Origin of the sequence: Micromonospora sp. NPDC126480 (assembly GCF_040302465.1) — a bacterium.
In the GTDB taxonomy this organism is placed as follows: Bacteria; Actinomycetota; Actinomycetes; order Mycobacteriales; family Micromonosporaceae; genus Micromonospora.
This window is the reverse complement of record NZ_JBEORU010000011.1, coordinates 25,482-49,891: the sequence shown is the minus strand read 5'-3', so window position 1 is coordinate 49,891 and position 24,410 is coordinate 25,482. Positions and strand designations below refer to the sequence as shown.

The 24,410-nt window shown below is 73.4% G+C and carries 21 protein-coding genes; 12 read left to right on the top strand and 9 right to left on the bottom strand.

All coding sequences use genetic code 11. From position 1 onward, the window contains the following. Positions 1-56 precede the first annotated feature (56 nt). The gene (locus ABTW87_RS12740) at positions 57-1,481 is read left to right on the top strand and encodes a glucose-6-phosphate dehydrogenase (RefSeq protein ID WP_350650968.1); all 1,425 of its coding nucleotides are present in this window, start codon (positions 57-59) and stop codon (positions 1,479-1,481) included. Between the two features lie 64 nt (positions 1,482-1,545). On the opposite strand, the gene ABTW87_RS12735 is transcribed toward ABTW87_RS12740, so the two are convergent. After that, positions 1,546-2,061 carry a hypothetical protein gene (locus ABTW87_RS12735; RefSeq protein ID WP_350650967.1) on the bottom strand — a complete coding sequence of 172 codons (516 nt, stop codon included), beginning with the start codon at positions 2,059-2,061 and terminating at the stop codon, positions 1,546-1,548. 282 nt (positions 2,062-2,343) lie between these two features. Here ABTW87_RS12735 and ABTW87_RS12730 point away from each other — a divergent pair, with 282 nt between their 5' ends. Genes ABTW87_RS12730 through ABTW87_RS12710 form a run of 5 tightly spaced genes read left to right on the top strand, consistent with a single transcriptional unit; the run spans position 2,344 to position 7,713 of the window. Continuing rightward, positions 2,344-3,882: an ABC transporter substrate-binding protein gene (locus tag ABTW87_RS12730; RefSeq protein WP_350650966.1), complete on the top strand. Its 1,539-nt coding sequence runs from the start codon at positions 2,344-2,346 to the stop codon at positions 3,880-3,882. 15 nt (positions 3,883-3,897) lie between these two features. Further along, on the top strand, positions 3,898-4,842 hold the full coding sequence (locus tag ABTW87_RS12725) for an ABC transporter permease (RefSeq protein WP_350650965.1): 945 nt from the start codon (positions 3,898-3,900) through the stop codon (positions 4,840-4,842). Continuing rightward, positions 4,839-5,720 carry an ABC transporter permease gene (locus ABTW87_RS12720; RefSeq protein ID WP_350650964.1) on the top strand — a complete coding sequence of 294 codons (882 nt, stop codon included), beginning with the start codon at positions 4,839-4,841 and terminating at the stop codon, positions 5,718-5,720. Before ABTW87_RS12725 ends, ABTW87_RS12720 begins: the two co-directional genes overlap by 4 nt. Beyond that, positions 5,717-6,706 (top strand): ABC transporter ATP-binding protein, encoded by a 990-nt coding sequence (locus ABTW87_RS12715; protein WP_350650963.1) that lies wholly within the window; start codon positions 5,717-5,719, stop codon positions 6,704-6,706. The genes ABTW87_RS12720 and ABTW87_RS12715 overlap by 4 nt, the downstream gene beginning before the upstream one ends. Next, a complete protein-coding gene (locus ABTW87_RS12710) occupies positions 6,703-7,713 on the top strand; it encodes an ABC transporter ATP-binding protein (RefSeq protein WP_350650962.1) in 1,011 nt (336 codons plus the stop codon). The genes ABTW87_RS12715 and ABTW87_RS12710 overlap by 4 nt, the downstream gene beginning before the upstream one ends. 38 nt (positions 7,714-7,751) lie before the next feature. Here the strand turns inward: ABTW87_RS12710 and ABTW87_RS12705 are convergent, their stop codons facing one another. Further along, the gene (locus ABTW87_RS12705; RefSeq protein ID WP_350650961.1) at positions 7,752-8,639 is read right to left on the bottom strand and encodes a GNAT family N-acetyltransferase; all 888 of its coding nucleotides are present in this window, start codon (positions 8,637-8,639) and stop codon (positions 7,752-7,754) included. Between the two features lie 205 nt (positions 8,640-8,844). Here ABTW87_RS12705 and ABTW87_RS12700 point away from each other — a divergent pair, with 205 nt between their 5' ends. The 3 genes from ABTW87_RS12700 to ABTW87_RS12690 all read left to right on the top strand — a co-directional run bounded on the left by ABTW87_RS12700 (position 8,845) and on the right by ABTW87_RS12690 (position 11,921). Further along, positions 8,845-9,963 (top strand): DUF3103 family protein, encoded by a 1,119-nt coding sequence (locus ABTW87_RS12700; RefSeq protein ID WP_350650960.1) that lies wholly within the window; start codon positions 8,845-8,847, stop codon positions 9,961-9,963. 62 nt (positions 9,964-10,025) lie between these two features. After that, a complete protein-coding gene (locus ABTW87_RS12695) occupies positions 10,026-10,643 on the top strand; it encodes a M23 family metallopeptidase (protein WP_350650959.1) in 618 nt (205 codons plus the stop codon). 39 nt (positions 10,644-10,682) lie between these two features. Continuing rightward, positions 10,683-11,921: a PucR family transcriptional regulator gene (locus ABTW87_RS12690; RefSeq protein ID WP_350650958.1), complete on the top strand. Its 1,239-nt coding sequence runs from the start codon at positions 10,683-10,685 to the stop codon at positions 11,919-11,921. Between the two features lie 4 nt (positions 11,922-11,925). Here the strand turns inward: ABTW87_RS12690 and ABTW87_RS12685 are convergent, their stop codons facing one another. Together ABTW87_RS12685 and ABTW87_RS12680 are read right to left on the bottom strand one after the other, a co-directional pair. After that, entirely contained in the window at positions 11,926-12,153 is a 228-nt protein-coding gene (locus tag ABTW87_RS12685; RefSeq protein ID WP_350650957.1) for a cation:proton antiporter regulatory subunit, read from the bottom strand. 50 nt (positions 12,154-12,203) lie between these two features. After that, complete coding sequence (locus ABTW87_RS12680) at positions 12,204-12,407, bottom strand: hypothetical protein (RefSeq protein ID WP_350650956.1); 204 nt, start codon at positions 12,405-12,407, stop codon at positions 12,204-12,206. Between the two features lie 412 nt (positions 12,408-12,819). On the opposite strand from ABTW87_RS12680, the gene ABTW87_RS12675 reads away from it, so the two are divergent. The 3 genes from ABTW87_RS12675 to ABTW87_RS12665 all read left to right on the top strand — a co-directional run bounded on the left by ABTW87_RS12675 (position 12,820) and on the right by ABTW87_RS12665 (position 15,402). After that, the gene (locus tag ABTW87_RS12675) at positions 12,820-13,635 is read left to right on the top strand and encodes a cell shape-determining protein MreB (protein WP_350650955.1); all 816 of its coding nucleotides are present in this window, start codon (positions 12,820-12,822) and stop codon (positions 13,633-13,635) included. A 31-nt stretch (positions 13,636-13,666) separates the two neighbouring features. Continuing rightward, positions 13,667-13,981: a TraR/DksA family transcriptional regulator gene (locus ABTW87_RS12670; protein ID WP_350650954.1), complete on the top strand. Its 315-nt coding sequence runs from the start codon at positions 13,667-13,669 to the stop codon at positions 13,979-13,981. 170 nt (positions 13,982-14,151) lie between these two features. Further along, on the top strand, positions 14,152-15,402 hold the full coding sequence (locus ABTW87_RS12665; RefSeq protein WP_350650953.1) for an NAD(P)/FAD-dependent oxidoreductase: 1,251 nt from the start codon (positions 14,152-14,154) through the stop codon (positions 15,400-15,402). A gap of 45 nt (positions 15,403-15,447) precedes the next feature. Here ABTW87_RS12665 and ABTW87_RS12660 read toward each other — a convergent pair whose 3' ends face one another. The 5 genes from ABTW87_RS12660 to ABTW87_RS12640 form a co-directional block, all read right to left on the bottom strand. After that, the gene (locus tag ABTW87_RS12660; RefSeq protein WP_350650952.1) at positions 15,448-16,092 is read right to left on the bottom strand and encodes a helix-turn-helix transcriptional regulator; all 645 of its coding nucleotides are present in this window, start codon (positions 16,090-16,092) and stop codon (positions 15,448-15,450) included. A gap of 64 nt (positions 16,093-16,156) precedes the next feature. Continuing rightward, entirely contained in the window at positions 16,157-18,508 is a 2,352-nt protein-coding gene (locus ABTW87_RS12655) for a transglycosylase domain-containing protein (protein ID WP_350650951.1), read from the bottom strand. Positions 18,509-18,564: 56 nt separating this feature from the next. Beyond that, positions 18,565-20,826: a catalase gene (locus ABTW87_RS12650; RefSeq protein WP_350650950.1), complete on the bottom strand. Its 2,262-nt coding sequence runs from the start codon at positions 20,824-20,826 to the stop codon at positions 18,565-18,567. Positions 20,827-20,944: 118 nt separating this feature from the next. Beyond that, entirely contained in the window at positions 20,945-22,663 is a 1,719-nt protein-coding gene (gene argS / locus ABTW87_RS12645) for an arginine--tRNA ligase (RefSeq protein WP_350650949.1), read from the bottom strand. Between the two features lie 275 nt (positions 22,664-22,938). Then, complete coding sequence (locus tag ABTW87_RS12640) at positions 22,939-24,378, bottom strand: SagB/ThcOx family dehydrogenase (protein ID WP_350650948.1); 1,440 nt, start codon at positions 24,376-24,378, stop codon at positions 22,939-22,941. Positions 24,379-24,410: the final 32 nt, after the last annotated feature.

Here is a 24,410-nt window from a genome sequence, read left to right as displayed (position 1 = left end):
CCGGCTTCGGCCCGGAACCGGCGTACCGCCGCGGTCGGCAGGGCATGGTGTTGTGCATGACGACATCGCCCCCGACCGCACACTCCCGCGTTCCCCAGACGTTGCTGCTGCTGGGCGCCACCGGTGACCTGGCCGCGCGCCTGCTGCTGCCCGGCCTCGGCCGGTTGGTGGCCACCGGCGCCCAGCCGGACCTGACGCTTGTCGGCAGCGGCACAGAGGCCTGGGACGACGAGCGGTGGCGGCGCCGGGTGACCGACTCCTTCGCGGCGGCGGGCGCGGACGGTCCCCGGGCGGCCGAGGTCGTCCGAACCAGCCGGTACGTCTGCGCCGACGTCACCCGGGAGGAGGACCTGCGACGGTTGCTGGCCACCTGCCATGGCCGGCTGGTCATCTTCTTCGCGCTGCCACCGCTGATCACCGCCCGGGCCGCCGCCGCGCTGGCCCGCATCGGCCTGCCGCCCGGCACTCGCCTGATGCTGGAGAAGCCGTTCGGCACCGATGCCGTCTCGGCGCGCTCGCTCAACGAGATCCTGGCCCGGCTGGTGCCGGAGGAACAGGTGCACCGCATCGACCACTTCCTCGGCAAGTCCACGGTGGTGAACATCCTCGGGCTGCGGTTCGCCAACCGGATCTTCGAACCGGTGCTCAACTCCGCGCACGTGGCCTGCGTCGACATCGTCTTCGACGAGACCCTGGGCCTGGAGGGCCGGGCCGGCTACTACGACAACGCCGGGGCACTCGTCGACATGGTGCAGAGCCACCTGCTGCAGGTCCTCGCGCTGATCGCGATGGACGCACCGCCCACGCTCGACGCCCGGGACCTGCGGGGCCGCAAGGCGCAGGTGCTCCGGGCCACCCGGGTCTGGGACGACGACCCGGTGCGGTGGAGCCGGCGAAGCCGGTACACGGCCGGCGAGGTCGCGGGACGGCGGCTGCCCGCGTACGTCAACGAGCCGGGCGTCGACCCCGACCGCGGGACCGAGACCCTCGCCGAGGTGGTGTTGGCCGTGGACACCTGGCGCTGGGCGGGCGTGCCCTTTCGGCTGCGCAGCGGCAAGGCGCTGGCCGGCAAGCGCAAGGAGGCCGTCATCACGTTCAAGCAGCCGCCCCGGGTGCCCACCGGTCTGACCGGGTACGACCAGCCGGACCGGCTGCGCATCGGCTTCGGCCCGGACCGGCTGGGCCTCGACGTGAACATCAACGGCCCGGGCGACCCCCTGGACCTCGACCAGGTTCACCTGGTGGCCGACTTCGGCCCCGGTGACCTGCCGCCGTACGGCGAGGTGTTGCGCGGCGCCTTCGACGGCGACCCCACCCTGTCGGTGCGCGGCGACACCGCCGAGGACTGCTGGCGCATCGTGGCGCCGGTGCTGGACGCCTGGCGGGCGGGGGTGGTGCCGTTGCGGGAGTACCCGGCCGGCAGCCCGGGGCCGGGTGACTCCCTGCTGACCCCGGCACCCGGGGAGATGACCGGTTCGTGAGCTGCCTGGTGGCCGGATCAGTGGCGGAGCGGGCCGGTCCTGCGGGTGGCGCGCGGTGCGGTCGTCAGGGCAGCGCGTCGAGCAGCCGGCGCAGCGCCTGCCGGTAGCCGTCCGGGCTCGAGCCGAGGCGCTCGAAGCTGCTCAGCGTCATCGTGTACGTGCCCGCCTCGGAGATGACCACCGCCTCGGCCCCGATGTCCTTCACCGCCAGGTAGCCCTTGCCGCCCCCGTCGAGGTCGGTCACCTCCCGGTAGGTCTGGGTGGCCTGCTCGCGCTGGTACTCGTAGGTGGTCTCGCCGGCGGTCCGGGACGCCGTGGTGATGTTCAAGCTGGCCACCCCGTTCCCGTCGCCGAACAGGCAGTTGCCCTGGTCGGTCAGGGGCTGGCCGAGCAGGTCGGACACCTGGGCGGCGGTGAACGGGCAGGCCGGCGGCGCGGCGCCGGCGCCCGCGTCGGTGTCGTCGGCCGGTGCGTCGACGTCCACGCCGGACCCGGCGTCCGGTGCCGGGGACTCGGCGCTGTCGCAGCCGGCCAGCATGAGCACGCCCGCGCAGAGCGCGGGCAGGATCAGTCGGCGCACAGGACCTCCTCGGAGGGTGCCGCCCGGCGTCCGCCGGTGCGATCGGTAGCGGGAGCCGCGCCGGCTGGGAAGGGCCGGCGGGCACGCACCGACGCTACGGGCGGACGGCCGCCCGGTAATCGGGTGTTTCCCTCGCTATCGACCCCTGGGCGAGGTCAGCGACGACCGATTGGAACCGGTCCTGCCGGCGCAGGTCATTCGCCCGTATTTGTTGACATGGTTCGGATCGGGGACGAGACTCGCACGATCGTTCACTTTGCCGGGAAGAATCCAGGGGGGACCATGTCCAGCACCAGATTCCGGATGGCCGGCGCCGCACTCGTCCTGATGCTCGGAGTGACCGGATGCACCGCGGGTGAGAGCGTCGATGTCGACGGCGCGGGGGAGTCCGGCTCGTCCGCCGGGGGCGTCCTCACCGCCGCCATCAGCGGAGAACCGGACCAGCTCGACCCGCACCGGACCTCCGCCTACCACAGCTTCCAGGTGCTCGAGAACGTCTACGACACGCTCGTCGAACCGGACGCCAACCTGGAGATGAAGCCGTCGCTGGCGACGAAGTGGACCACCAGCGACGACCAGCTCACCTGGACGTTCAACCTCCGCGAGGGCGTGTCCTTCTCCGACGGGTCGCCGCTCACCGCCGAGGACGTGGTCTATTCGTACAACCGGATCATCCAGGAGAAGCTGAACGCGTCGTACCGGTTCGCCACCGTCAAGTCGGTGACGGCGCCCGACCCCACCACCGTCGTCGTCACGTTGACCGCGCCGACCCCGAACCTGCTCGCCAACCTCGGCGGCTTCAAGGGGGTGGCGATCGTCGAGAAGTCCAACGTGGAGTCCGGGGAGGTCAAGACCAAGCCGGTCGGCAGTGGTCCGTTCACGGTGGCGTCGTACACCTCCGGTGACAACATCAAGCTGGTTCGCAACGACAGCTACTGGGGGACGAAGGCGAAGCTCGACGGGGTGACCTTCACGTTCGTCAAGGACCCGACGGTGGCCCTGCAGAACCTGCGCGGCGGCGAGGCGCAGTGGACCGACAACCTGCCGCCGCAGCAGGTGCCGGCGCTGCGCGAGAGCGACGACCTCACCGTCCGCTCGGTGCCGTCGAGCGACTACTGGTACCTGGCGCTCAACCAGGCACGCAAGCCGTACGACCAGGTGAACGTACGCCGGGCGGTCGCCTTCGCGCTCGACCGCGAGGCGATCACCAAGGCCGCCAAGTTCGGGCTGGCGACCGTCAACCAGACCGCCATCCCGAAGGACAGCGCCTTCTACTACGACTACGCCCCGTACCGCCGGGACCCGGCGCAGGCGAAGCAGCTGCTCGCGCAGGCCGGCGTGACCGGTCTGACGATGGACCTGATGGTCACCAGCGAGTACCCGGAGACGGTCACGGCGGCGCAGGTCATCGCGGCGCAGCTCAAGGACGTCGGCATCACCGTCAAGATCCGCACGCTGGACTTCGCCCAGTGGCTCGACGAGCAGGGCAAGGGGACCTTCGACGCGTTCCTGCTGGGCTGGCTGGGCAACATCGACCCCGACGAGTTCTACTACGCCCAGCACCACAGTTCGGGCACGTTCAACTTCCACGGGTACCGCAACCCCACCGTGGACAGGCTGCTCGACCAGGCCCGGACCGAGACCGACCAGGCCGCGCGCAAGCAGCAGTACGAGCAGGTGGCCAAGCAGATCGTCGACGACGCGAGCTACATCTACCTCTACAACCCCGACGTCGTGCAGGGCTGGTCGAAGCAGGTCACCGGCTACGAGGTACGCACCGATCGCGCGATCCGGTTCCGCGACGTCGCCCTTGCCCGGTGAGGCGGGGGAGGTCAGGTGACCCGCTTCGTCCTGCGGCGGCTGCTCCAGTCCGGCGTCGTGCTGCTCGGCGTGACGCTCGTGGTGTTCCTGCTGCTGCAACTCGTACCCGGCGATCCCGTACGGGTGGCGCTCGGTACGCGCTTCGACCCGGAGACGTATGAGGCGCTGCGGGCTCGGGCCGGGCTGGACCGGCCGTTGCCGGTGCAGTACGTCAGCTACGTCGGGCACGCCCTGACCGGCGACCTCGGGGTCAGCTTCCGCAGCGGCCGGCCGGTCACGGCCATCGTGCTGGAGCGGCTGCCCGCGACGCTGTCCCTGGCGGTCACCGCGGTGGTCTTCGCGCTGCTTGTCGCCTTCCCGCTGGGCGTGCTCTCGGCCCTGCGCAGCGGCTCGGTGTTCGACCACGCGGCCCGGGTGTTCAGCCAGTTCGGCGTCTCGGTGCCGGACTTCTGGATGGGCATCATGGGCATCCTGCTCTTCGCGGGGGTGCTCGGCTGGCTGCCGCCCTCCGGCTACGTGGCGCTCACCGACGATCCCGCCCGGTGGGCCGCCCACGTGGTCCTGCCGGCGGTGACGGTCGGCCTGGTCACCGCCGCGATCCTCACCCGGTTCATCCGTTCCTCGGTGCTGGAGGTGCTCTCCGAGGACTACGTCCGCACCGCTGAGGCGAAGGGCCTGCGGACCCGCGTGGTGGTGCTGCGGCACGTGCTGCGCAACGCGTTGATCCCGGTGGTCACCGTCGTGGCGGTGCAACTGGCCAGCCTGCTCGGCGGCGTGATCGTGATCGAGGTGCTTTTCGCCTGGCCCGGCGTGGGCCGGCTCACCTACGACGCGGTGCAGGCCCGGGACTATCCCGTGCTGCAGGGCGCGGTCCTGCTCGTGGCGGCCCTGTTCCTCCTGGTGAACCTCCTGGTGGACGTGCTCTACGCCCGCCTCGACCCGAGGATCCGGGTGCGATGAGCGGGACCGCCGACTCCAGGTCACGCCGGGCGCTGGCGGCGCTGCGTCGCGACCCGTTGGCCCTGACCGGCGGTGCGGTTCTCGTGCTGCTGGTCGTGGTGGGAGTGGCCGGGCCCTGGCTGGCGCCGGCGGGCGTCAACGAGGTGGACGTCGACCGGATGCTCCAGCCGCCGAGTTGGTCCCACCCGTTCGGCACCGACGAACTCGGCCGGGACGTGCTCAGCCGCGTCCTGGTCGCGGCCCGCGTCTCCCTCCAGGTCGGGCTGGTCAGCGTGGGTATCGCCCTGGCCGTGGGGGTGACCCTGGGTCTGCTCGCCGGCTACTACCGTGGGTGGCTCGACAACGTGCTCATGCGATGCATGGACGTGCTGTTCGCGTTCCCGGTCCTGCTGCTCGCCGTGGCCATCGTGGCGGTCCTGGGGCCGGGCCTGGGCACGGCCATGATCGCGATCGGTGTGGTCTACACCCCGATCTTCGCCCGCGTCACGCGCGCCGGCGTGCTCTCCGTACGTGAGCAGGTCTTCGTCCGGGCAGCGGTCGCCACCGGGGCGTCCGACCTGCGCATCATGCGTCGACACGTGCTGCCCAACATCGCGGCGCCACTGATCGTGCAGACGTCGCTGTCGCTGGCCTTCGCGATCCTGTCCGAGGCGGCGCTGTCCTTCCTCGGGCTGGGCGTCCAGCCGCCGGCACCGGCCTGGGGCCGCATGCTCTACGACGGTCGGGGGTTCGTCACCGAGGCATGGTGGTTGGGCGTCTTCCCGGGGGCCGCGATCTTCCTCACCGTCCTCGCGTTCAACCTGGTCGGGGACGCGCTGCGGGACGTACTCGACCCCCGCCAACTCACCCTCAGCGAGGCCCGGAGGAACGCCGGATGACCGATCGGCCCGTGCTGTCCGTGGCGGATCTGACCGTGACGATCGGTACCCGTCGGGGACCTGCCCGTGCGGTCGCCGGTGTCGACTGGTCGGTCCGGGCGGGCGAGACGCTCGCCCTGGTCGGCGAGTCGGGCAGCGGCAAGAGCATGAGCGTGCTCGCCGCCACCGGCCTCGCACCCCGCTCCGCCCGGGTCACCGGGTGCGTCCGGCTGCTCGGCACGGACCTCCTCGCACTGCCGGACGAGCGCCGCCGGTCGTTGCGGGGTCGACACGTCGGGTTCGTCTTCCAGGACCCGATGACCTCGCTGAACCCGGTGCTGACCGTGGGCCGCCAGATCGGCGAGGCCGGCGAGGAGCATCTCGGGCTCTCCCGGCGTGCCGCCCGGGCCCGCGCCGTCGAACTGCTCGAACTCGTCGGCATCCCGTCCGCCACCGAACGGGTGGACGCCTACCCGCACGAGCTGTCCGGCGGGATGCGCCAGCGGGTGGTGATCGCCATGGCCCTGATCTGCGAGCCGGACCTGCTGATCGCCGACGAGCCCACGACCGCTCTCGACGTGACCACGCAGGCCCAGATCGTCGAGCTGGTCGCGGACCTGCGACGGCGTCTGGGCATGGCCGTCGTCTGGATCACCCACGACCTGGGCGTGGTCGCCGGCACCGCGGACACGGTGGCCGTCATGTACGGCGGCCGCATCGTCGAACAGGGGCCCGTCGACGCGGTCTTCGCCAACCCGTCGCACCCGTACACCGCCGCGCTGCTCGCGGCGCGGCCCACCCCGGACGCCGGCGGCGCCGACCTGACCACCATCCCGGGGGCGCCACCCAGCCCGCTTGAGCTTCCCGCCGGATGTGCCTTCTGGCCCCGGTGCCCCGTCCGGGGTGACGCCCGGTGCGAGCATGAGCTGCCGCCGCTGGTTCCGGTCGCCACGGATCACCGCGTCCGGACCTTCTACCCGAACCGACCGAGCCGGGAGGACGGATGACCACGGACCGGGTGGCCGCCGACGTCGTCGCCGAGCTGGACGACCTGGCGGTGTGGTTCCCGAGCCCGGCCGGCGTGGTGCGGGCCGTGGACGGGGTGTCGCTCCAGGTCCGGCGCGGCGAGACACTGGGTCTGGTCGGCGAGTCCGGAAGCGGCAAGTCCACCACCGGCCTGGCGTTGCTACGCCTGGTCGACCCCACCTCCGGTCGGGTCCGGGTCGCCGGCCAGGACGTGACCCGGTGGTCCCGGCGGCGGCTGCGCCGGCTCCGCCGCCGCGTGGCCATGGTGTTCCAGGATCCCCAGGCCTCCCTCGACCCGCGGCACACCGTCGGGGCGAGCATCGCCGAGCCGCTGATCGTGCACCGGCTCACCGACGGGCGAGCCGCCCGCCGCGACCGGGTGGCGGAACTGCTGGACATGGTCGGTCTTCGCCCCGAACTCGCCGACCGGCATCCGCACGAACTCTCCGGTGGCCAGCGGCAGCGGGTGGGCATCGCCCGCGCCCTGGCCGGCGAGCCGGAGCTGATCGTTCTCGACGAGCCGATCGCCTCGCTGGACCTGAGCGTGCAGGCGCAGATCATGAATCTGCTCCGGCGCCTGCAACGGGATCTGGGGCTGACGTACCTGTTCATCGCCCACGACCTCGCCGCCGTCGAGCGCATGAGCGATCGGGTGGCCGTGATGTACCTGGGCCGGATCGTGGAGAGCGGCACACCGGCGCAGATCTGGCGGGAGCCCGCCCACCCGTACACCGCCGCCCTGCTGTCGGCCGTGCCCGTGGCCGATCCGCCGGTGGAGCGCAGTCGCCGGAGGATCATCCTCGCCGGTGACATCCCCAGCCCGATCGATCCGCCGGGCGGCTGCCGGTTCCGGACGCGGTGCCCGCAGGCCCGGCCGGACTGCGCCGGGACGGACCCGGTGCTCGCCGAGGTCGGTCCCGGCCACCGGGCGGCCTGCCTGTTCGCCGGGGAAGCCGTACGCGCGATGCGGGCGGAGGCCGCGGGATAGGTGAGCGGGGCGTGATGCCGGACGTGCCGCACCCCTCGTCACCCGACGAGGGACTTCTCGAACCAGTGGTGCGCGTAGCGCTCGGTGTTGAACGGCTCGACCTCCCGGTAACCGGCGGCGCGGTACATCGCGATCGCCTCGGTCAGGTTGCGGTTGGTGTCCAGCCGTATCGCCGACCAGCCCCGCTCGGCGGCGTAGCGCTCCAACTCGCCGAGCATCCGCCGCCCGATCCCGAGCCCCCGGACGCTGTCGGCCACCCAGACCCGCTTGATCTCGGCGGGCGCATTGCGGTGCAGCTTGATTGCGCCGCAGCCGACCGGCTCGGCGTTGAGGGTGGCGAGCAGGAGCACGCCGGCCGGCGGTACCAGTTCCTCGTCGCGGACCGGGTTGCTCAGCGCGGGGTCGAAACCGTCGTCGAACCGCCGGGCGACGTCCCGGGCGTACGCCCGGACGCAGGCCCGGGCGCGAGGATCACCGGGCGGGCACGGCTCGATGAGCACCATCGAGCCGACCAGCAGCCGCTCGACCTCGGCCATCGCGGCGACCAACCGCTCGCGGCGGCGGTCGTCGAGCGGCTGGAGGACCGACCAGGCCAGCTCGTCGGAGCGCTTGTCCAGCTCCGCCCACTCGGCCCGGCCCGCACCGGTCAGGCCGGCGACCCGTACCCGCCCGTCGCCGCCGGCCGGACCGACCGTGACCAGCCCGTCGTTCTCCAAGGTGCGCAGCAGCCGGCTCAGGTAGCCCGAGTCGAGGCCGAGCCGGGCCCGCAGCGCCGCGACCTCGGCGCCGCCGGGGCCGATCTCCCAGAGCAGTCGCGCCTGGGCGAGCGGCCGCCCGCGGGCCATGTACTCGTCGTCGAGGGCGCCCACCCGCTGGGTGACCGTCCGGTTGAACCGCCGTACCGCCGCGACGAACTCGTCCCTCATGATTGCTGACTTTAGTCAGGTATTCCGGTCGTGGCTAGGTGGCGATCGAGACCGCCCGCACGATGGCCCGGCCGGCCTCGGTCAGGCCGATCCCCGTGCGGGCCGGAACGCCATCGCCATTGACGAACAGCTATATGGGCGCGACGATCCAGCAAACCCGCGCCGCACCGGTCACGAGCCGGTGCGCATCGCAGAAGGGGTCCGCATGAATCCACGTTCCCTCCGGCTCGCCGCGCTGTCGGCGACCCTGGCGGCGACCACCCTCATCGCCGCGACCGCCACACCGGCCCTGGCCGGCCCGGACGACGTACCCCAGCCCACCCGGTCGGCGCCGGCCGCCGGCCCGGTCGCCTCCGCCACCGACCGGCTGGCCCGCGAGGTGGCCGGCGCCCTGGCCGACCCCGCCACCCGCGACCGGATCGCGAGGGCCGTGACCGCCGGGCCGGTAGACCTGCTCGCCGCCCCGCTCGGTACGCGCACCGAGCGCGCCGCGCGGTCGGCCAACGAGACGGTGCTGGCGGCGAAGGGCCTGCCGGCCGCCACCGGTTCGGTGCTGCGGCTGCGGCTCGGGCACGAGGAGAAGGCGGCGGCGGTGACCCGCGGCGGAGCCCCGCTCGTGGCGGCGGCCACGAGCGACGACGCGGCGACCGGTGTGGTGGCCTACGACACCGCTGGAAGGACCGTCCTCCTCGATCCGGTCCGGCCGCCGGCCCGGCCCGTGCTGGTGGTCGAGATCGACGTGGCGAAGGCGATGCAGCGTGGCCTGGCGCAGGTGCGCCAAGAGCTCGCGGAGCGTGGTCTGGTCGGCGCCCGGTCCGCGACGGCCGCGCAGTCGGGCTACTGGGCCACCAAGGTCAACTCCGTCCGGCTGAGCGACGACAAGGAGCCCTGGATCAAGGGCGGCGCGGAGATCTTCAGCGTCGTCACCGGGTTCGGGCCGGACGGCAAGGCGACGGCCACCATCGTGGAGATGCCGTACCTCGACCACGACGGGACGGTCTACCACCCCAACCAGCTGCTGGTCCACTTCAACGCCTACAAGTACAACCTCGCCGACGTGGTGATGTGGGAGGACGACGGGGACACCAACTACCGGGAACTGGCACGGGCGCTGGTCACCGCGCTGCTGACGATCGTCGACCACGGCGCGTACACCCCGCTGGTGAACGCGATCATCGACGCGATGCCGGACAGTTGGTGGACCGACGACCCGGACTACGTCGACTCCTGGTACACCCTCAGCACCGCCAGCTCCGGCCGGCTCACCGGCGCGTCCGCCAACGGCTGGCTGGACGTGGTCCCGTACTGGGTCCAGCCGCTGTAGGCAGGAGTCGCCTCCCCCGGGGCGCCCGGGGGAGGTTGGCGGCGTCTGCGATGCTCGGAGCGATGACCACCACCCGCCCGTCCCGACGCCGTACGCTTCTCGTCGTCGTGGCGCTCGGCGCTGTCGCGGCCCTCGTCACGGTCGCCGTGGTCGTCGTGCCGCTGCTGCTGCCGCCGGGTCCGCGCCCGCTGTTCCAGCTGCCCGTCGCCTGCGGGGAGACGTGGCGGCTCGGCACCTACCCCGGCCACGACGACTACGACGTCGACCTGTTCCCCATCGAGGACGACGCCTGGGGGCGGCCGGTGCTGGCCTCCGCCGCCGGCGAGGTGACCGTGGCCGGGATCAACGGCACACTGGGCGGCCGGACCCCCGGCGACCCGGACGGGCCGCGTGGCCGCGGCGGCGGGTACTGGGTGAAGATCGACCACGGTGGCCGGTGGGAGACGCAGTACCTGCACCTGCTCGAGCCGCCCCTGGTCCGGGCCGGGCAGCGGGTCGAGCAGGGCGAGCAGATCGGCAAGGTCGGCAGCACCGGCAACTCGGGCGCCCCGCACCTGCACTACGAGCAGCGCCGGGGCTGGGCGAAGGTGGAGACCTGGTTCAACGGCCTGCCGTCCGGTATCACCCACGACGACCGGGAGTACACGGTCACCCGGACCAGCCGCAACTGTCCCCCCTAGGCTGGTCGCGCGAGTTCCAGGTGCCGGGGGAGGTGCGCGATGACCGGGGCAGCCCGCCGCGGCGGTCCGGCCCGTCCCGACGACGTGTGGCTGACCGAGGTCGCCCGTGCCGCCGGCGCCGACGCCGGCGGCGTGCCGGTGGAGCTGCTCGGCGACTACCTGCGGCTGCTCGCCGACGCGGCGGCGACCGGGCGGCGGCCGCGCCGCGGCGAGCTCGACGCGGTCGGTGTGCTCGGGCGCCGCGCCGCCGAGCAGGGCGTGTCGGCGGGGCGGGCGGTACGCCTCTACCTGTCCGCGGCCCGCCGGCTCTGGCAGCAGTTACCGCAGCTGGTGCGCTCCACGGACAGCGAGGCGGTGCGGGCGGCGGCGGAGGCGGTGCTGCACGTCGTCGACACCGCGGTGGCGACGCTCGCCGAGGGGTACGCGGTAGCCCGCCGGGAACTGGTCCGCCGGGAGGAGGCACTGCGCCGGGAACTCGTCGACGACCTGCTCCGGGGTGATTCGGACCTGGGCGGGCTGGTGGAGCGCGCGGAGCCGTTCGGGCTGGACCTGGCGCGGGCGCACCAGGTGGCGCTGGCGGCGCCCAGCCGACGCCTGCCGGACACCGACGCGGCGATCAGCGCCCTGGAGCGGGTCATCTTCGACCGGCTTGGCGACCGGGACGTGCTGGTGGCGACCAAGGAAGGGCTGCTCGTCGTCATCGCGCCGGCGGACACCGTGACGCCCGAACGGGGCCCCGGCGAGGGTGAGGGCGTGTCGGTGGGTGACCTGGGCCGGTTGATGCACGCGGAACTGGACCGGCTGCCGCGCGGCCGCCCGTGGCAGGTCGCCGTCGGCCGCCCGCACCCGGGCGTGTACGGCATCGCACGGTCCTACGAGGAGGCCCGCGAGGCGCTGACCATGGCGCAGCGGCTGCACGCCGACACCGCCGTCATCGACGCCCATGACCTGCTCATCTACCGGGTCCTGCTGCGCGACCAGCCGGCGATGGTCGACCTGGTGCAGGCCGTGCTCGGCCCGCTGCGCCGGGCCCGCGGCGGCGCCGAGCCGTTGCTGGACACCCTGGACGCGTACTTCGCCTGCGGGCAGGTCGCCACCGAGGCGGCGCGCCGGCTGCACGTCTCGGTCCGCACCGTCACCTACCGGCTGGAGCGGATCCGGGCGTTGAGCGGGTACGACCCGGCTGAGCCGCGGGACCGGTTCACGCTGCACGCGGCCGTGCTCGGCGCGCGGGCGCTGGACTGGCCGCGCCAGCCCCTGCCCGGGCCGACGGCGTAGGCGCTCAGGCCGCGGCGACCAGTTCGGGGAAGCCCAGCAGCGTGGCCAGCGCCGTCGCCTCGGTGCGGGTCAGGGTGAGGTTGACCATGCGGTCCGGGTCGTCCGGGTCGTCGTGGAAGAACTCCCGGCGGCCGCCGACCTGGTACTCGACGATGCCGATGCGGCGGCCCTGTTCGGTGGTGAAGGTGTGCCGTACCCCGATGCCGGGCAGGGTCGTGCGTTCGATCTGCATGGGTGGCTCCAGGCGGAAACGGCCCGGCGGCGGGCCGGCGACGGTGGCGGTCAGGCGAGTGACGGCGCACCGGGCGGCGCCCGGTCGGCGGACCATGCGGGCACGCAACCCGGGACGGCGCGGGCCAGCCGGACGACGATGCACATGCCCAGCGAACTGCCGGCCCGGATCGTGGCGACGACCACCGCCAGCACGACGAGCATCGACAGCGCGAGCCGCTGGTCGATGTCGTCGGGGTGCTGCCGGTTCCGCATGGGCCAACCATAGCCGCCCTGCGGAGGTGCCCTCCGCCGTCGCCGAACGGACCTCTGGCCGACGACACTGGGTGATGATCTGCTGACGTTGGGCAGTTGAGGCTTCCGGTCACCGGCAACGAGCGGGTCGGTTGTTGGCCGGCGGCGCGCAATGTCGCGCCGGGGTTTTCGGCCGACGCTGGAGATCCGACACGTACCCGACCGACGAGGAGGCGGTGATGACGACCCGCACGCCGGTGGCTCCGCCACCACCGCCGGCCGGCTCGCCGTCGAGCGCGCCTCCCGGTCCGCTGGCCCTCCCGTCGCGCGGCTCCGTGACCTGACGCCCGGCCTGCCTCCGCCGCACTTTCCGTCTTCGCGCGCCGCCCCGACGTCCGGTGGCGGCACCGTCGTATCCACAAGAGAGGTCGGTATGCCCGTCCACGTCACGTCCGTCCATCCGTCCGGTCGCACCGGGATGCTCGCCGGCCGTTCCCACGGCACGCGGCCGGCGACGACCGTCGACCCCGAGCCGCTCGCCGTTGACCTCGGCAGCGCTCAGCTGCGCATGTGGCTGGGGCCGGCCGGCGTGCTGAGCGTGCCGGTGGGGGAGGGCCTGCGGGCGCCGGTGGTGCGGCGCGGCCGGGTCGTGGACGGCCCCGGGTGTGTCGCCGAGTTGCGGCGGCTGCTCCGGGACCACCGCATCCCGGTGCCGGTGGGGGCGCTCGTCGTGGCCTGCCGTCCGGTGCTCGCCGCACCGGCCGACCGGGAGGCGCTGCGGCGCGTGCTCGCCGCGGTGCTGGCGCCGTCCCGGCTGCTGTTCGTCGACACCGTGCGGGCCGGCGCCATCGGTGCCGGCGCGGCCGCCGGCACGCTGCTGCTGGCCGACGTGGGTGCCCAGCTCACCGAGGTGGCGGTGCTGGAGGACGGCCGGGTGGTCGCGGCGCGCCGCGCCGAGGTCGGCACCCGCGACCTGAACCACGCGGTGACCGCCGCCATGCTCGCCGACACCGTCGCCCGGCTGGTGCGGGAGCTGCGCCGGGAGCCGGCGGTGCGACCGCTGGTCTCGGCGGCCCTGGCCCGTGGCGTCGTGGTCGTCGGGGACGGGGCTACCCGACCGGACCTGACCGCCCGGCTGGTGGCCGCGCTTGGCGCGCCGGTGCACCGCGCCGCGTCGCCGCGTACCGCCGCGCTGACCGGCGCCAGTCTGGCGGCCGTGGCGGCGAGCCGGCACCCCGCCGGCACCTGAGGCCCGGAAGCCCTTCGAGAAGGAGCCACCGATGACGCACACCCTCAACGACCGCACCGAGACCCTGCGCGACGTGCTGGAGCGCCAGTTCCGGGAGCACACCGACCAGTTGACCGAGTTGACCGTGTACTCGCGACAGCGCGACCACGGCGGTCACGACCCGGACACCCTGCGCCGGCTGATCGAGGCCGCGCGCCAGGGCGTCGCCGACACCGCGCAGGCTCTGCGCCGGATGTCCGACGGGAGCTACGGCACCTGCGCGGGCTGCGGCGGCGAGATCCCGCCGGCCCGGCTGGAGATCCGGCCCGCCGCCCGGTACTGCGTTCCCTGCCAGGAGCGGCGCTGACGCCGGAGATCGACGTACGCCGACGGACGCTCTTGCGATCCGGGCCGCCAGGGTCCAGGATGGCAAAATAAGCAGCAGCCGTTGGTGAAAATGAGGGTCGGGACGAACGCCCGCTCCCGGGCCGGGTTCCTCGCCCTGGCCGGCGCCCGTTGACCTGATAGGAGTACGGGATGGCACGCTCCACCTTCGTCATCGTCGGAGCCGGCCTCGCCGGCGCGAAGGCCGCCCAGACCCTGCGCGAGGAGGGCTTCGCGGGCCGCGTGGTGCTGCTCGGCGACGACACCGAGCGGCCGTACGAGCGGCCACCCCTGTCCAAGGGCCTGCTGCTGGGCAGCGCGTCGCGCCACGACGTGTACGTGCACGACGCCGGCTGGTACGACGCGAACGACGTCGAGCTGCGTACCGCGACCCGGGTCACCGGCATCGACCGCGACGCCCGCCAGGTGACGCTGGCCGGCGGCGAGCGGCTCGGGTACGACGAGCTGCTGCTGAGCACCGGCTCCACGCCGCGTCGGCTCGACGTTCCCGGCGCGGATCTCGACGGCGTCCACTACCTGCGCACCCTTGCCGAGTCGGACCGGATCGCCGCGGCCCTCACCGAGGAGGCCCGGATCGTGGTGATCGGCGCCGGCTGGATCGGCCTGGAGATCGCCGCCGCGGCCCGCCGGCGCGGCAGCACGGTGACCGTGGTGGAGACCGCGGACCTGCCGCTGCAACGGGTTCTCGGCGACGAGGTCGCCCGGGTCTTCGCCGACCTGCACCGCGCCAACGGCGTCACGTTCCACTTCGGCGTCGGCGTCCAGCAGCTGTCGGGATCCGGCCGGGTGTCCTCGGTGCTGCTGACCGACGGCACCCGGCTGCCGGCCGACGCCGTCGTGGTCGGCGTGGGCATCCGGCCCGACACGCGGTTGGCCGAGGCGGCGGGCCTGAAAGTGGACGACGGCATCGTCACCGACGCCCGGTTGCGCACCTCCGACCCGCACATCCACGCCGCCGGCGACGTGGCGAACGCCTATCATCCGCTGCTCGGCCGGCACGTCCGGGTCGAGCACTGGGCGAACGCGCTCAACGGCGGCCCGGCCGCGGCCCGCTCCATGCTGGGCCAGCAGGTGGAGTACGCCCGGCTGCCGTACTTCTACTCCGACCAGTACGACCTGGGGATGGAGTACTCCGGGTGGGCCGCTCCGGAGGGCTACGACCGGGTGGTGTTCCGCGGCGACCCGACCGTGGTGGACGGCCGCGCGCCGGAGTTCGTGGCCTTCTGGGTCCGGGACGGCCGGGTGCTGGCCGGGATGAACGTCAACGTCTGGGACGTGACCGATCCGATCCAGGCGCTGGTGCGGGCGGGTCACGGCGGCCGTGGCGTCGACCTGGACCGGCTGGCCGACCCCGCCGTGCCGCTCACCGACCTCCTGGCTTGAGGGCCCGGCCACCGGGTGGGCCGGTCCGGCGACGGCCGCCCGGTGTCAGGCCGGGCGGATCTGCACGCAGCAGGCGCCGGGGGCGGGGGCCAGCCGGGCGTGGAGATCGGTCCGGCCGAGGCCGTCGAGGAGGCCGGCGACGAAAGCCCGGTTCACGCCGCACACCAGCTCGGTCTGCTGGGCGGCGAGCTGGTGGAACGGGCAGTTCCGCAGCTGGATCAGCGCACCCTCGCCGGCCGGTTCGAAGCCGAGCCGGGCGAGGACGTCGACGACCGCCTCGCCCTCGCCCACCTGCCGGCCGAGCGCCGCGCCCCGCTGCCCGGCCACGCGCAGGGCCGCCGACCGGGCGTCGGTGGGATCCTCGGCGACGGCCCGCGCGAGGATCTCGCCGATCAGGTCGTACCGGCGCTCCGGGATGGTCAGCGCGATACAGCCGGGTGCCGCCTCGTACACCTTCGGGGTCCGGCCGCGGCCACGCGGGACGGCGGCGGGCGCCGCGTACCGGGCGTTCAACAGGCCGGCGGCGACCAGCTTGTCGAGATGGAACGCGGCCAGGTTGCGCGAGATGTGCTGGGTCGCGGCCGCCTCGTCCCGCGTCACCGGGTGGTCCTGGCGGCGGACGTAGTCGTACAGCGCCCGTCGTACCTCGTCGACCAGGAGCGTCACCGCCGGCCACGGAGCAGCCACCATGCCGGGAAGTTTATCACCAGCGAGTATTGATGAAAATCATCGAGGTTCGGCGTGGGCGGCGACGTCAGCCCGGTGCCGACGTGCGTGACGGTTCCACGGTCCTCGACGGGCTCGGCCGCGGCGACCGGGTCGGGCTCCGCGTCGGTTCCGGCTCACCGGTCGGGCTCGGTGTGCCGCACCGTTCGGGGTCGCAGGTCGCCCGGGTCACGCTCGGCGTCGGCCGCGCGCTCGTCTCCGTGGGCTCCGCCTCCGTCGGCTCCGGCTCGGCCGGGGTGGCCGGCGCGTCGTCCGGGAACTTCGGCTCGGCGAACCGGTACTTGTCCGGGTCGAGCTTCAGCGCCGCCGTGGCCTGTTCCATGAACTGCCGCCAGATCGGCCCGGCGCCGGTGGCCCCGTAGACGTCGTAACTGCCGTCCTTCGTTCGCAACGGCTTGCCGTCGGTGGTGCCGAGCCAGACCGCGGCGCCGAGGGCGCCGGTCCAGCCGACCATCCACGTGTGCACGTTTCTGCTCGTGCTCTGGCCGGCCTGCCAGGTTCCGGTCTTGCCCGCGGAATCCCAGTCGTTGTCCAGCCCGGCGGCCTTCACCCGGCGCAGCGTCCAGTTGAGCTGCGCGACCGCCTCCTCGTCGAGCCCGATGTCGGCCTGCGTGAGACGCTCCTCGAGAACCTCCTCGTCGCCCTTGCTCACCGACCTGACGAAATGCGCCTCGGCCCGCTTGCCGCCGGCGGCGAAGGTGGCCATCCCGTTGGCATGGTCCTGGACGGTGATGCCGTACTGGCCGATGCCGACCTCGGTGGAGAAGTGCCGCGCGGCCTCCTCGGCGCTCTGACCGCCCAGGTCGATCCGCTTCGCCGGTGCGTCACCCTTCGGGTTGGCCCACATCGACTCGACGCCTGCCCGGGTCGCCATGTCGATCACCTTCGGGGTGCCCAACTTCTCGGTGAGCTCGAAGTAGGTGACGTTCAGCGAGGCGACGGTGGCCTCCCACAGCTCGCAGTTCGGCTGGCAGGGCGCCTTCTCGGCGTTGCGGATCGGGCCGGCCGCGCTCTCCTCCGTACGGCCCGACCTGGGGAACTCCTTGGTGTCGGGGGCGTGGAAGCGCTGCTTGACGGAGATCTTGTCGCGCACCGCGGCGGCCAGGTCGTACACCTTGAACGACGACCCGGGCGGGTGCTGGCCGAAGCCGCGGGCCTCCCCGTTCTCGTCGTAGTACCAACCGGCGTAGTCGGCGCCGGTGCCGTCGTTGCCGCCGTAGTAGCCGAGCACCCGGCCCGTGCCGGGCTCCACCGCCACCAGCGCCGCCTGCCAGTTCTCCGGCTGGCCGCGGACCGCGTCCGGAGCGCTGTCGCGGCGGATGTCGGCGGCCGCCTCGGCGGCGTCCTGCACCCGCTTGTCGATCGTGCTGACGATCTTGAAGCCCCCGTTGCGTATGTAGTCGGCGGGCTTGTCCTTGAACGGTCCGGACCGCCGCAGTTCACTCAGCACATGGTTGACGACCAGGCCGGTCGGCCGGTCGAGGCCGGACCCGTTGGCGTCCGGGTCGATCGGCTTGACGGTGTCCGGGTACGCCAGGTTCGCCGCCTCCTGCTCCGACAGATAGCCCAGCTCGACCATGCCGTCGCGGATGTAGGTCCACCGGTCGATCGAGTTCTGCCGGGCCTTCGGGCCGCGCATCGGGTCGTAGCCGGGCTGACCCTCGGGGTCCTCCGGGTTGGCCTCCGGCTGCTTCACCATCGCGCAGAGCACCATCGCCTCCGCCACGGTCAGCTGCTTCTCGGCCGGCGCGTCACGACGCACGGTCTTGCCGAAGTACGCCTGCGCGGCCGCCTCGATCCCGTAGGCGCCCCGCCCGAACGGCACGGTGTTCAGGTAGAAGCCGAGGATCTCCTCCTTGCTGTACTTGTCGTCGAGCTTCCACGCGATGACCGCCTCGCGGGCCTTCCGCGAGAAGGTGACGCCCTTGAGGTCGGCGGCCACCCGGGCGTACTGCTGCGTGATCGTCGAGGCCCCTTGGCGCTGACCGCCGGTGATGTTGGCCCAGGCGGCACGCAGCACACCCGCGAAGTCGATGCCCTCGTTGGTCCAGAACGTGCGGTCCTCGGCCGCCACGATGGCCTGCTTGGCGGAGTCGTTCATCTCGCCGTAGGGCACGATCGTGCGGTTCTCGGTGCCCAGTTTCGCCATCGGCGTCCGGCCGTCGGCGTAATAAACCGCGGTCGACTCCGGCAGTTTCAGGTCGGTGGGCGTCGGCACGCTGTCGACGTAGTAGGCGACGGCGAGCAGGCCGGAGCCCAGGAGCAGCGCGACCACGGCCAGGATGACCGGGAGGCGTCTGCGTCGCCGGGTGCGGCCCGCCGGAGTGTCGGGTGACCGGGGTACGCCGGCAGCGCGGTCGTCGTCGCCATGAGGTTCCACCTGGGCCTCCCTACCCCATGGTCGTTCCCCCGAACCGCCCGGTCAGGTCTCCCGGGTCACGCGACCGAGGCCGGGAACCGTTCCCACGTCCGGTGCGCGGCCATCAACTGCTTCACCTCGGTCAGCACGTCGACGGCGCCGTCGCCGGTGACGACACCGGGCGTGCCGGTCACGCCGGCCTGCCGCAGCGCGGCCTCGCCGGCGCCCCAGCCGCCGATCGCCTTGGCGTGCCGCCACGTCTCCTCGACCATGAGCAGCACCCGGGGATCCACGGTCACCGCGTCGGCCGTTCCCGCCTTGGCGTCCCGGGCGGGCAGCGCGTCCGGTGCCGGAGCCGGTGCGCCGGCCAGCAGGAGCGCGTCGAACTCGACCGACCGGGCGGTGGCGAAGGTCCGCTGCACCGGCAGGCCGCCGACCATGCCGCCGTGCGGGGCGACGAGCAACGGGACCATGCCGGCGGCGAACACCGCCTCGCGTACCGCGCCGACACCGTCGAGGTCGCCGTCGGGGTCGACGACGATCCCCACCATCCGGCCGTCGGCCGGCCACACCCGGCCCACCTGCGACAGCGCGGGGCTGGGTGTGACGTCGGCGAGCGGCACGGTCGGCTCCGGTGCGGGCAGGCCCAGGCCGGCGGCGACCTGCGCGCACAGCACGGGGTCGATGTTGGCCAGGCACCGCAGCTGCCGCTCCTTGATCGCCTGGTGGTAGCACTTGCCCAGCTCGAAGGTGTACGCGCGGATGATGTGCTCCTTCTCGACCGGCGACATGCTCAGCCAGAACAGGCGGGCCTGGCTGAAGTGGTCGTCGAACGAGGCCGGGTTCGCGCGTACCTTCGGCGCCTCCGCGACCGTCACCGGCACGTCGACGAAGGCGTTCTCCGCGTCGCCGGCCGGGAAGGGGTTGCCGCCGTCCAGCGAGTTCGGCCGGTACGGCGCGACACCCGCGTGCACCGCGTGCTGGTGGAAGCCGTCGCGGAGCATGTCGTTGACCGGGGCGTGTGGCCGGTTGATCGGGATCTGCGAGAAGTTCGGGCCGCCCAGGCGGGTGAGCTGCGTGTCGACGTACGAGAAGAGCCGGCCCTGCAGCAGCGGGTCGTTGGTGACGTCGATGCCCGGCGGCAGGTGCCCGACGTGGAACGCGACCTGCTCCGACTCGGCGAAGAAGTTCGTCGGCGTGCGGTTGAGCACCAGCCGCCCGACCGGCTGCACCGGTGCCAGCTCCTCCGGGACGATCTTCGTCGGGTCGAGCAGGTCGATCCCGGCGAACGTCTCCTCCGGCGTGTCCGGGAGGACCTGGAGACCGAGTTCCCACTCCGGGTACGCGCCGGCCTCGATCGCGTCGTACAGATCGCGGCGGTGGAAGTCCGGGTCGATGCCGTTGAGCAGCTGCGCCTCCTCCCAGGCGAGGGAGTGCACGCCGAGCTTCGGCTTCCAGTGGAACTTGACAAGCACCGTCTCCCCGGCCTCGTTGACCAGCCGGAAGGTGTGCACGCCGAAGCCCTCCATCATGCGGTACGAACGCGGGATGCCCCGGTCGGACATGTTCCACATGGTGTGGTGCTGCGCCTCGGTGTGCAGGGAGACGAAGTCCCAGAACGTGTCGTGCGCGCTCTGCGCCTGCGGGATCTCCCGGTCCGGGTGCGGCTTGCCGGCGTGGATGATGTCCGGAAACTTGATGGCGTCCTGGATGAAGAAGACCGGCATGTTGTTGGCGACCAGGTCGAAGGTGCCCTCATCCGTGTAGAACTTGGTCGCGAAGCCGCGGGTGTCGCGGACCGTGTCGGCCGACCCGCGGAAGCCGAGGACGGTGGAGAACCGGACGAAGACCGGCGTCTCCCGCCCCTGCTTGAGGAAGCCGGCCTTCGTGATGCCGGCGGCGGTGCCGTAGCCGGTGAACACGCCGTGCGCACCGGTACCGCGGGCGTGCACCACCCGCTCGGGGATGCGCTCGTGGTCGAAGTGGGTGATCTTCTCGCGGAAGTGGTGGTCCTGGAGCAGGATCGGCCCGCGCGGCCCGGCCTTCAGCGAGTGGTCGGTGTCCCGCAGCCGCGTGCCCTGCGAGGTCGTGAGGTAGGCGCCCTGCTGGCCGTTCGCGATCGCCGGCGCCCCGGTCTCCGCGCCGGTCGGCGTACGGGTCTCCGGGGCGCCCTGCTCCTTCTTCGGCGGCAGCGGGTCGTGCGGCGTGGTCGGCTCCTCGACCGTCGGGGGCGCGCTGCCCGGCGCGCCGGGCACGTCGGGCCGGAGAGCCTCGGTCAGCTTCTCGGTGGCGGCCTCCACGGCGTCCTTGACGGCCTTGGCGGGTTTGCTGGCATCCATCGGGCGGGTTCCTCCGTCGGCGTGCTGGGGAGCGTGCCCTCAAGGCCCTACCCTCGCCGGCGGGGTGGAAACGCGGCATTCCCGACACCGGCCCGGCCGGCGTCGCGCGGGGCCGTGCTCACATCCGTTCGGGTGCGCGGATACCGAGCAGGTGCAGGCCCTGCCGCAGCACCCGGGCGGTCAGGTCGCAGAGCAGCAGCCGGCTGTCGCGTACCGGCGCGGCGGCGGCGAGCACCGGGCAGCGCTCGTAGAAGCCGCTGAAGGTGGTGGCCAGCCGGTGCAGGTAGCCGGCCAGATGATGGAACTCCAGGTTCTGCTCGACGGCGCCGACGACGGTCGCGAAGCCGGTCAGCTCGATCGCGAGCGCCCGCTCCGCCGGATCGGTCAGCCGGAGCTCCGCCGCCGGTGGCGGAACCGGGCCGGCCCGCCGGAAGATCGACCGGATCCGGGCGTAGGCGTACTGGAGGTAGGGGGCGGTGTTGCCGTCCAGCGAGAGCATCCGGTCCCAGTCGAAGACGTAGTCGCGGTTGCGGTCGGTGGACAGGTCGGCGTACTTGACCGCCCCGACGCCCACCGCCCGCCCGACCTCGGCCACCTCGGCGTCGTCCAGGCCGGGGTTCTTCCGGCGCGCCAGCTCCGTGGCGCGGGCCACCGCCTCGTCCAGCAAGCCGGCGAGCTTCACCGAGTCCCCGCTGCGGCTGCGCAGCATCCGCCCGTCGGTGCCGAGGATCGACCCGAATCCGACGTGCTCGGCCCGGGTGCCCTCCGGGAGCCAGCCGGCGAGTGCGGCCACCGCGAAGACGAGGTCGAAGTGCTGCCGCTGGGGCAGCCCCACGACGTACAGCAGCCGGGTGGCGCCGAGCCCACCGGTGCGGTGCCGGAGCGCCGCCAGGTCGGTGGCCGGGTAGCCGAAGCCGCCGTCGGCCTTGCGGACGATCAACGGCAGTGGCCGCCCGTCCCGACCGGTGAAGCCGGGTGGGAAGACGCAGGCGGCACCGTCGCTGTGCCGCAGCAACCCGAGCCGGTCCAGCTCCGCCACGACCGGCGCGAGCAGCTCGTTGTAGCCGCTCTCGCCCCGGAAGTCGGCGTCGGTCAGGGTGACGTCGAGCTGGTCGTAGACGCGCAGGAAGTACGCCGTGGACTGGGCGACCAGCAGCCGCCACAGCCGCACCGTGCGCCCGTCACCGCTCTGCAGCGCGACCACCCGCGACCGCGACCGCTCCCGGAAGCCCTCGTCGGCGTCGAACTTCGCCCGCGCCGCCTTGTAGAACGCGTCGAGGTCGCCGACGGACAGTTCCCGGACCGCCTCGGTCTCGCCCAGGTCGAGCAGGTGCTCGATGAGCATGCCGAACGGGGTGCCCCAGTCGCCGAGGTGGTTTGCCCGGACCACCCGGTGACCGCGCCATTCGAGCAACCGGGTCGCGGCGTCCCCGATGACGGTCGAGCGCAGGTGCCCGACGTGCATCTCCTTCGCCACGTTCGGCGCCGAGTAGTCGACCACCACCGTCTCCGGCCGGTCGCTGACCGGTACACCCAGCCGCTGGTCGGCGGCCATCCCGGACACCAACCCGCCCAGGGCGGTGTCGGCGACGGTCAGGTTGACGAAGCCGGGACCGGACACCTCCGCCGCCGCGCACAGGCCGGCAAGGTCGGCTCCGGCCAGCGCCTCGGCGGCGACCTCCCGGGGAGCGCGGCCGAGCCGCCGGGCCAGCGGCAGCGCCGCGTCCGACTGGAAGTCCGCGTGCTGGGAGCGGCGCACGGCCGGGTCGACGGGACCGCCCGCCACCGCGGCGAACGCCGGCGCCAGCCGGTCGGACAGCAACTTCTCCAGATCCATCGAAACTGCCGATCTCGCTCGGACCCGCACCGGACGCGGGTCGCCGGAAGGGAATCCGGACGGATCGACGGGACGGCTCCGAGGGGGACCGGGCGAATCGATCCGCCCGGTCGTACGTCGGCTCAGGCGGTCGTGGCTCGCAGGCGAGCAGCCGAACGCCGACGTCGCTCCACGCCCGCCCGCACGGCGCACCGGGGCCGGTTGCTGGGGACGGCGGAGCCACTCATGCCCGGCACTCTACGCGGGCCGCCGCGACGGTGACCACCGGATAGCGGTCAGCTGCCGCCGAGGCGGGGCTGCACCGGGCGTACCGCGACCGGCGCGCCGGGCCGGCCACCCGGCCGGGACGCGTACTCGGGCACGCCCACGCAGGTGAAGAGCAGGGCGGCCAGGTCGTCGGGCTCGCCGAGCAGGCCCGGCACCGCCGAGTCGTTGAACGTCATGCCGGAGGCGCCGGCTCCCAGGGCGTACGCGGCGAGGTGCAGCCGGCCCTCGACGAGCCCGGCGGCGAGCTGCGCGTCCCGGTAGGAGCGGTCGTCGAGGGTGGCGGTGCGGACGGCGGCGATGGCAACGTACGCGGCGTCGGCGCCGAGCGCCTGGTCCAGGCAGACGCGGAGCAGTTCGTCGCGGAGGTCGCCGCCGCGCAGCGGTGCCGACAGGTCGGGCCACCGGTACAGGCCCGGCGGCACCCCGTCGACACCGTGCACGGCGACCCAGTGCGGCACGGTCACGCCGCGCAGGGCGGCGCTCATCGACCACTCCAGCGTGCGCCGGGGCAGCGTCCGGGACCGGTCCATGCGCCGCTGCGACCCGCGCCGCCGTACCACCTCGTCGAGCGTGGCCGACTCCGGGACGTCCGCCAGGGCGTCCCCGGCCGGCCACGGATCGCCGAGCACCGTCCGCTCGCCGGCGCGCTGGGCGGCGGTGCAGAGCGGCAGCTCCACCGGCGGCAGGTCGCCGGTGGCGGCCGGCCCCGAGGGGGTGACGGCCGGCTCGCCGTCGCCGAGGGTGAGCAGCGCGAGGGGGTACTCGTGGACGCCGTCCGCGCCGACCAGCTCGCGGATCTGCGCGTCGGGAAACAGCGACCGCAGGTTCGGCGCCTGGCCCGCGCTCGCCGCCGCGGCCGACAGTTGGGACAGCAGCGTCCCCGCGTCCCAGTAGAGGTGCCGCCAGCCGCGCTCGGCGTACCGCCAGCCGGTCCGCCAGGGCACGCCGGTCACGACGAGCGTGGTGGCCGTACCGCCGGCGGCCGGCGCGACCTGCACGAGCGCGTGCCGCCGTCCGTCGTACCAGTGCACGCCGTCGGGCACCCCGGCGACGCCGTGCGTGCTCGCGTAGACCTCGAGCGGGAACCGGGCGCCGGCCGACCCGGCGGCGCGGAAGAGGACCGGGCGTCCGTTGCGCTCCGCGGTGCGGACCACGCCGGCGCCGAGGAAGAGCACCCGGCCGAGCTGCGCCGCGTCGAGCGGGCGCTCCGGGCCGGCGCCGCCGGCGAGCACGGCCGCCGCCGGCAGGCCCGGGTCGGGAAGCTCGCGCGGCAGCTCCACCACGGGCAGGTTCCCGGGGTACGCCTTCATCGGCGGCGGCAGCGTCGCGGGGTCGTTCGGGACGAGGTCGTGGCGCACCCGCGGGTCGTCGGCGGGCACGTCCCACTCGCGTTCCGGCACGTACGAGGTGAGCCGGTGCAGCAGGCCGGCGCCCGAGTCGAGATCCACCCGGCCATCCTGCCAGCCGGCCGGCCCGGGCG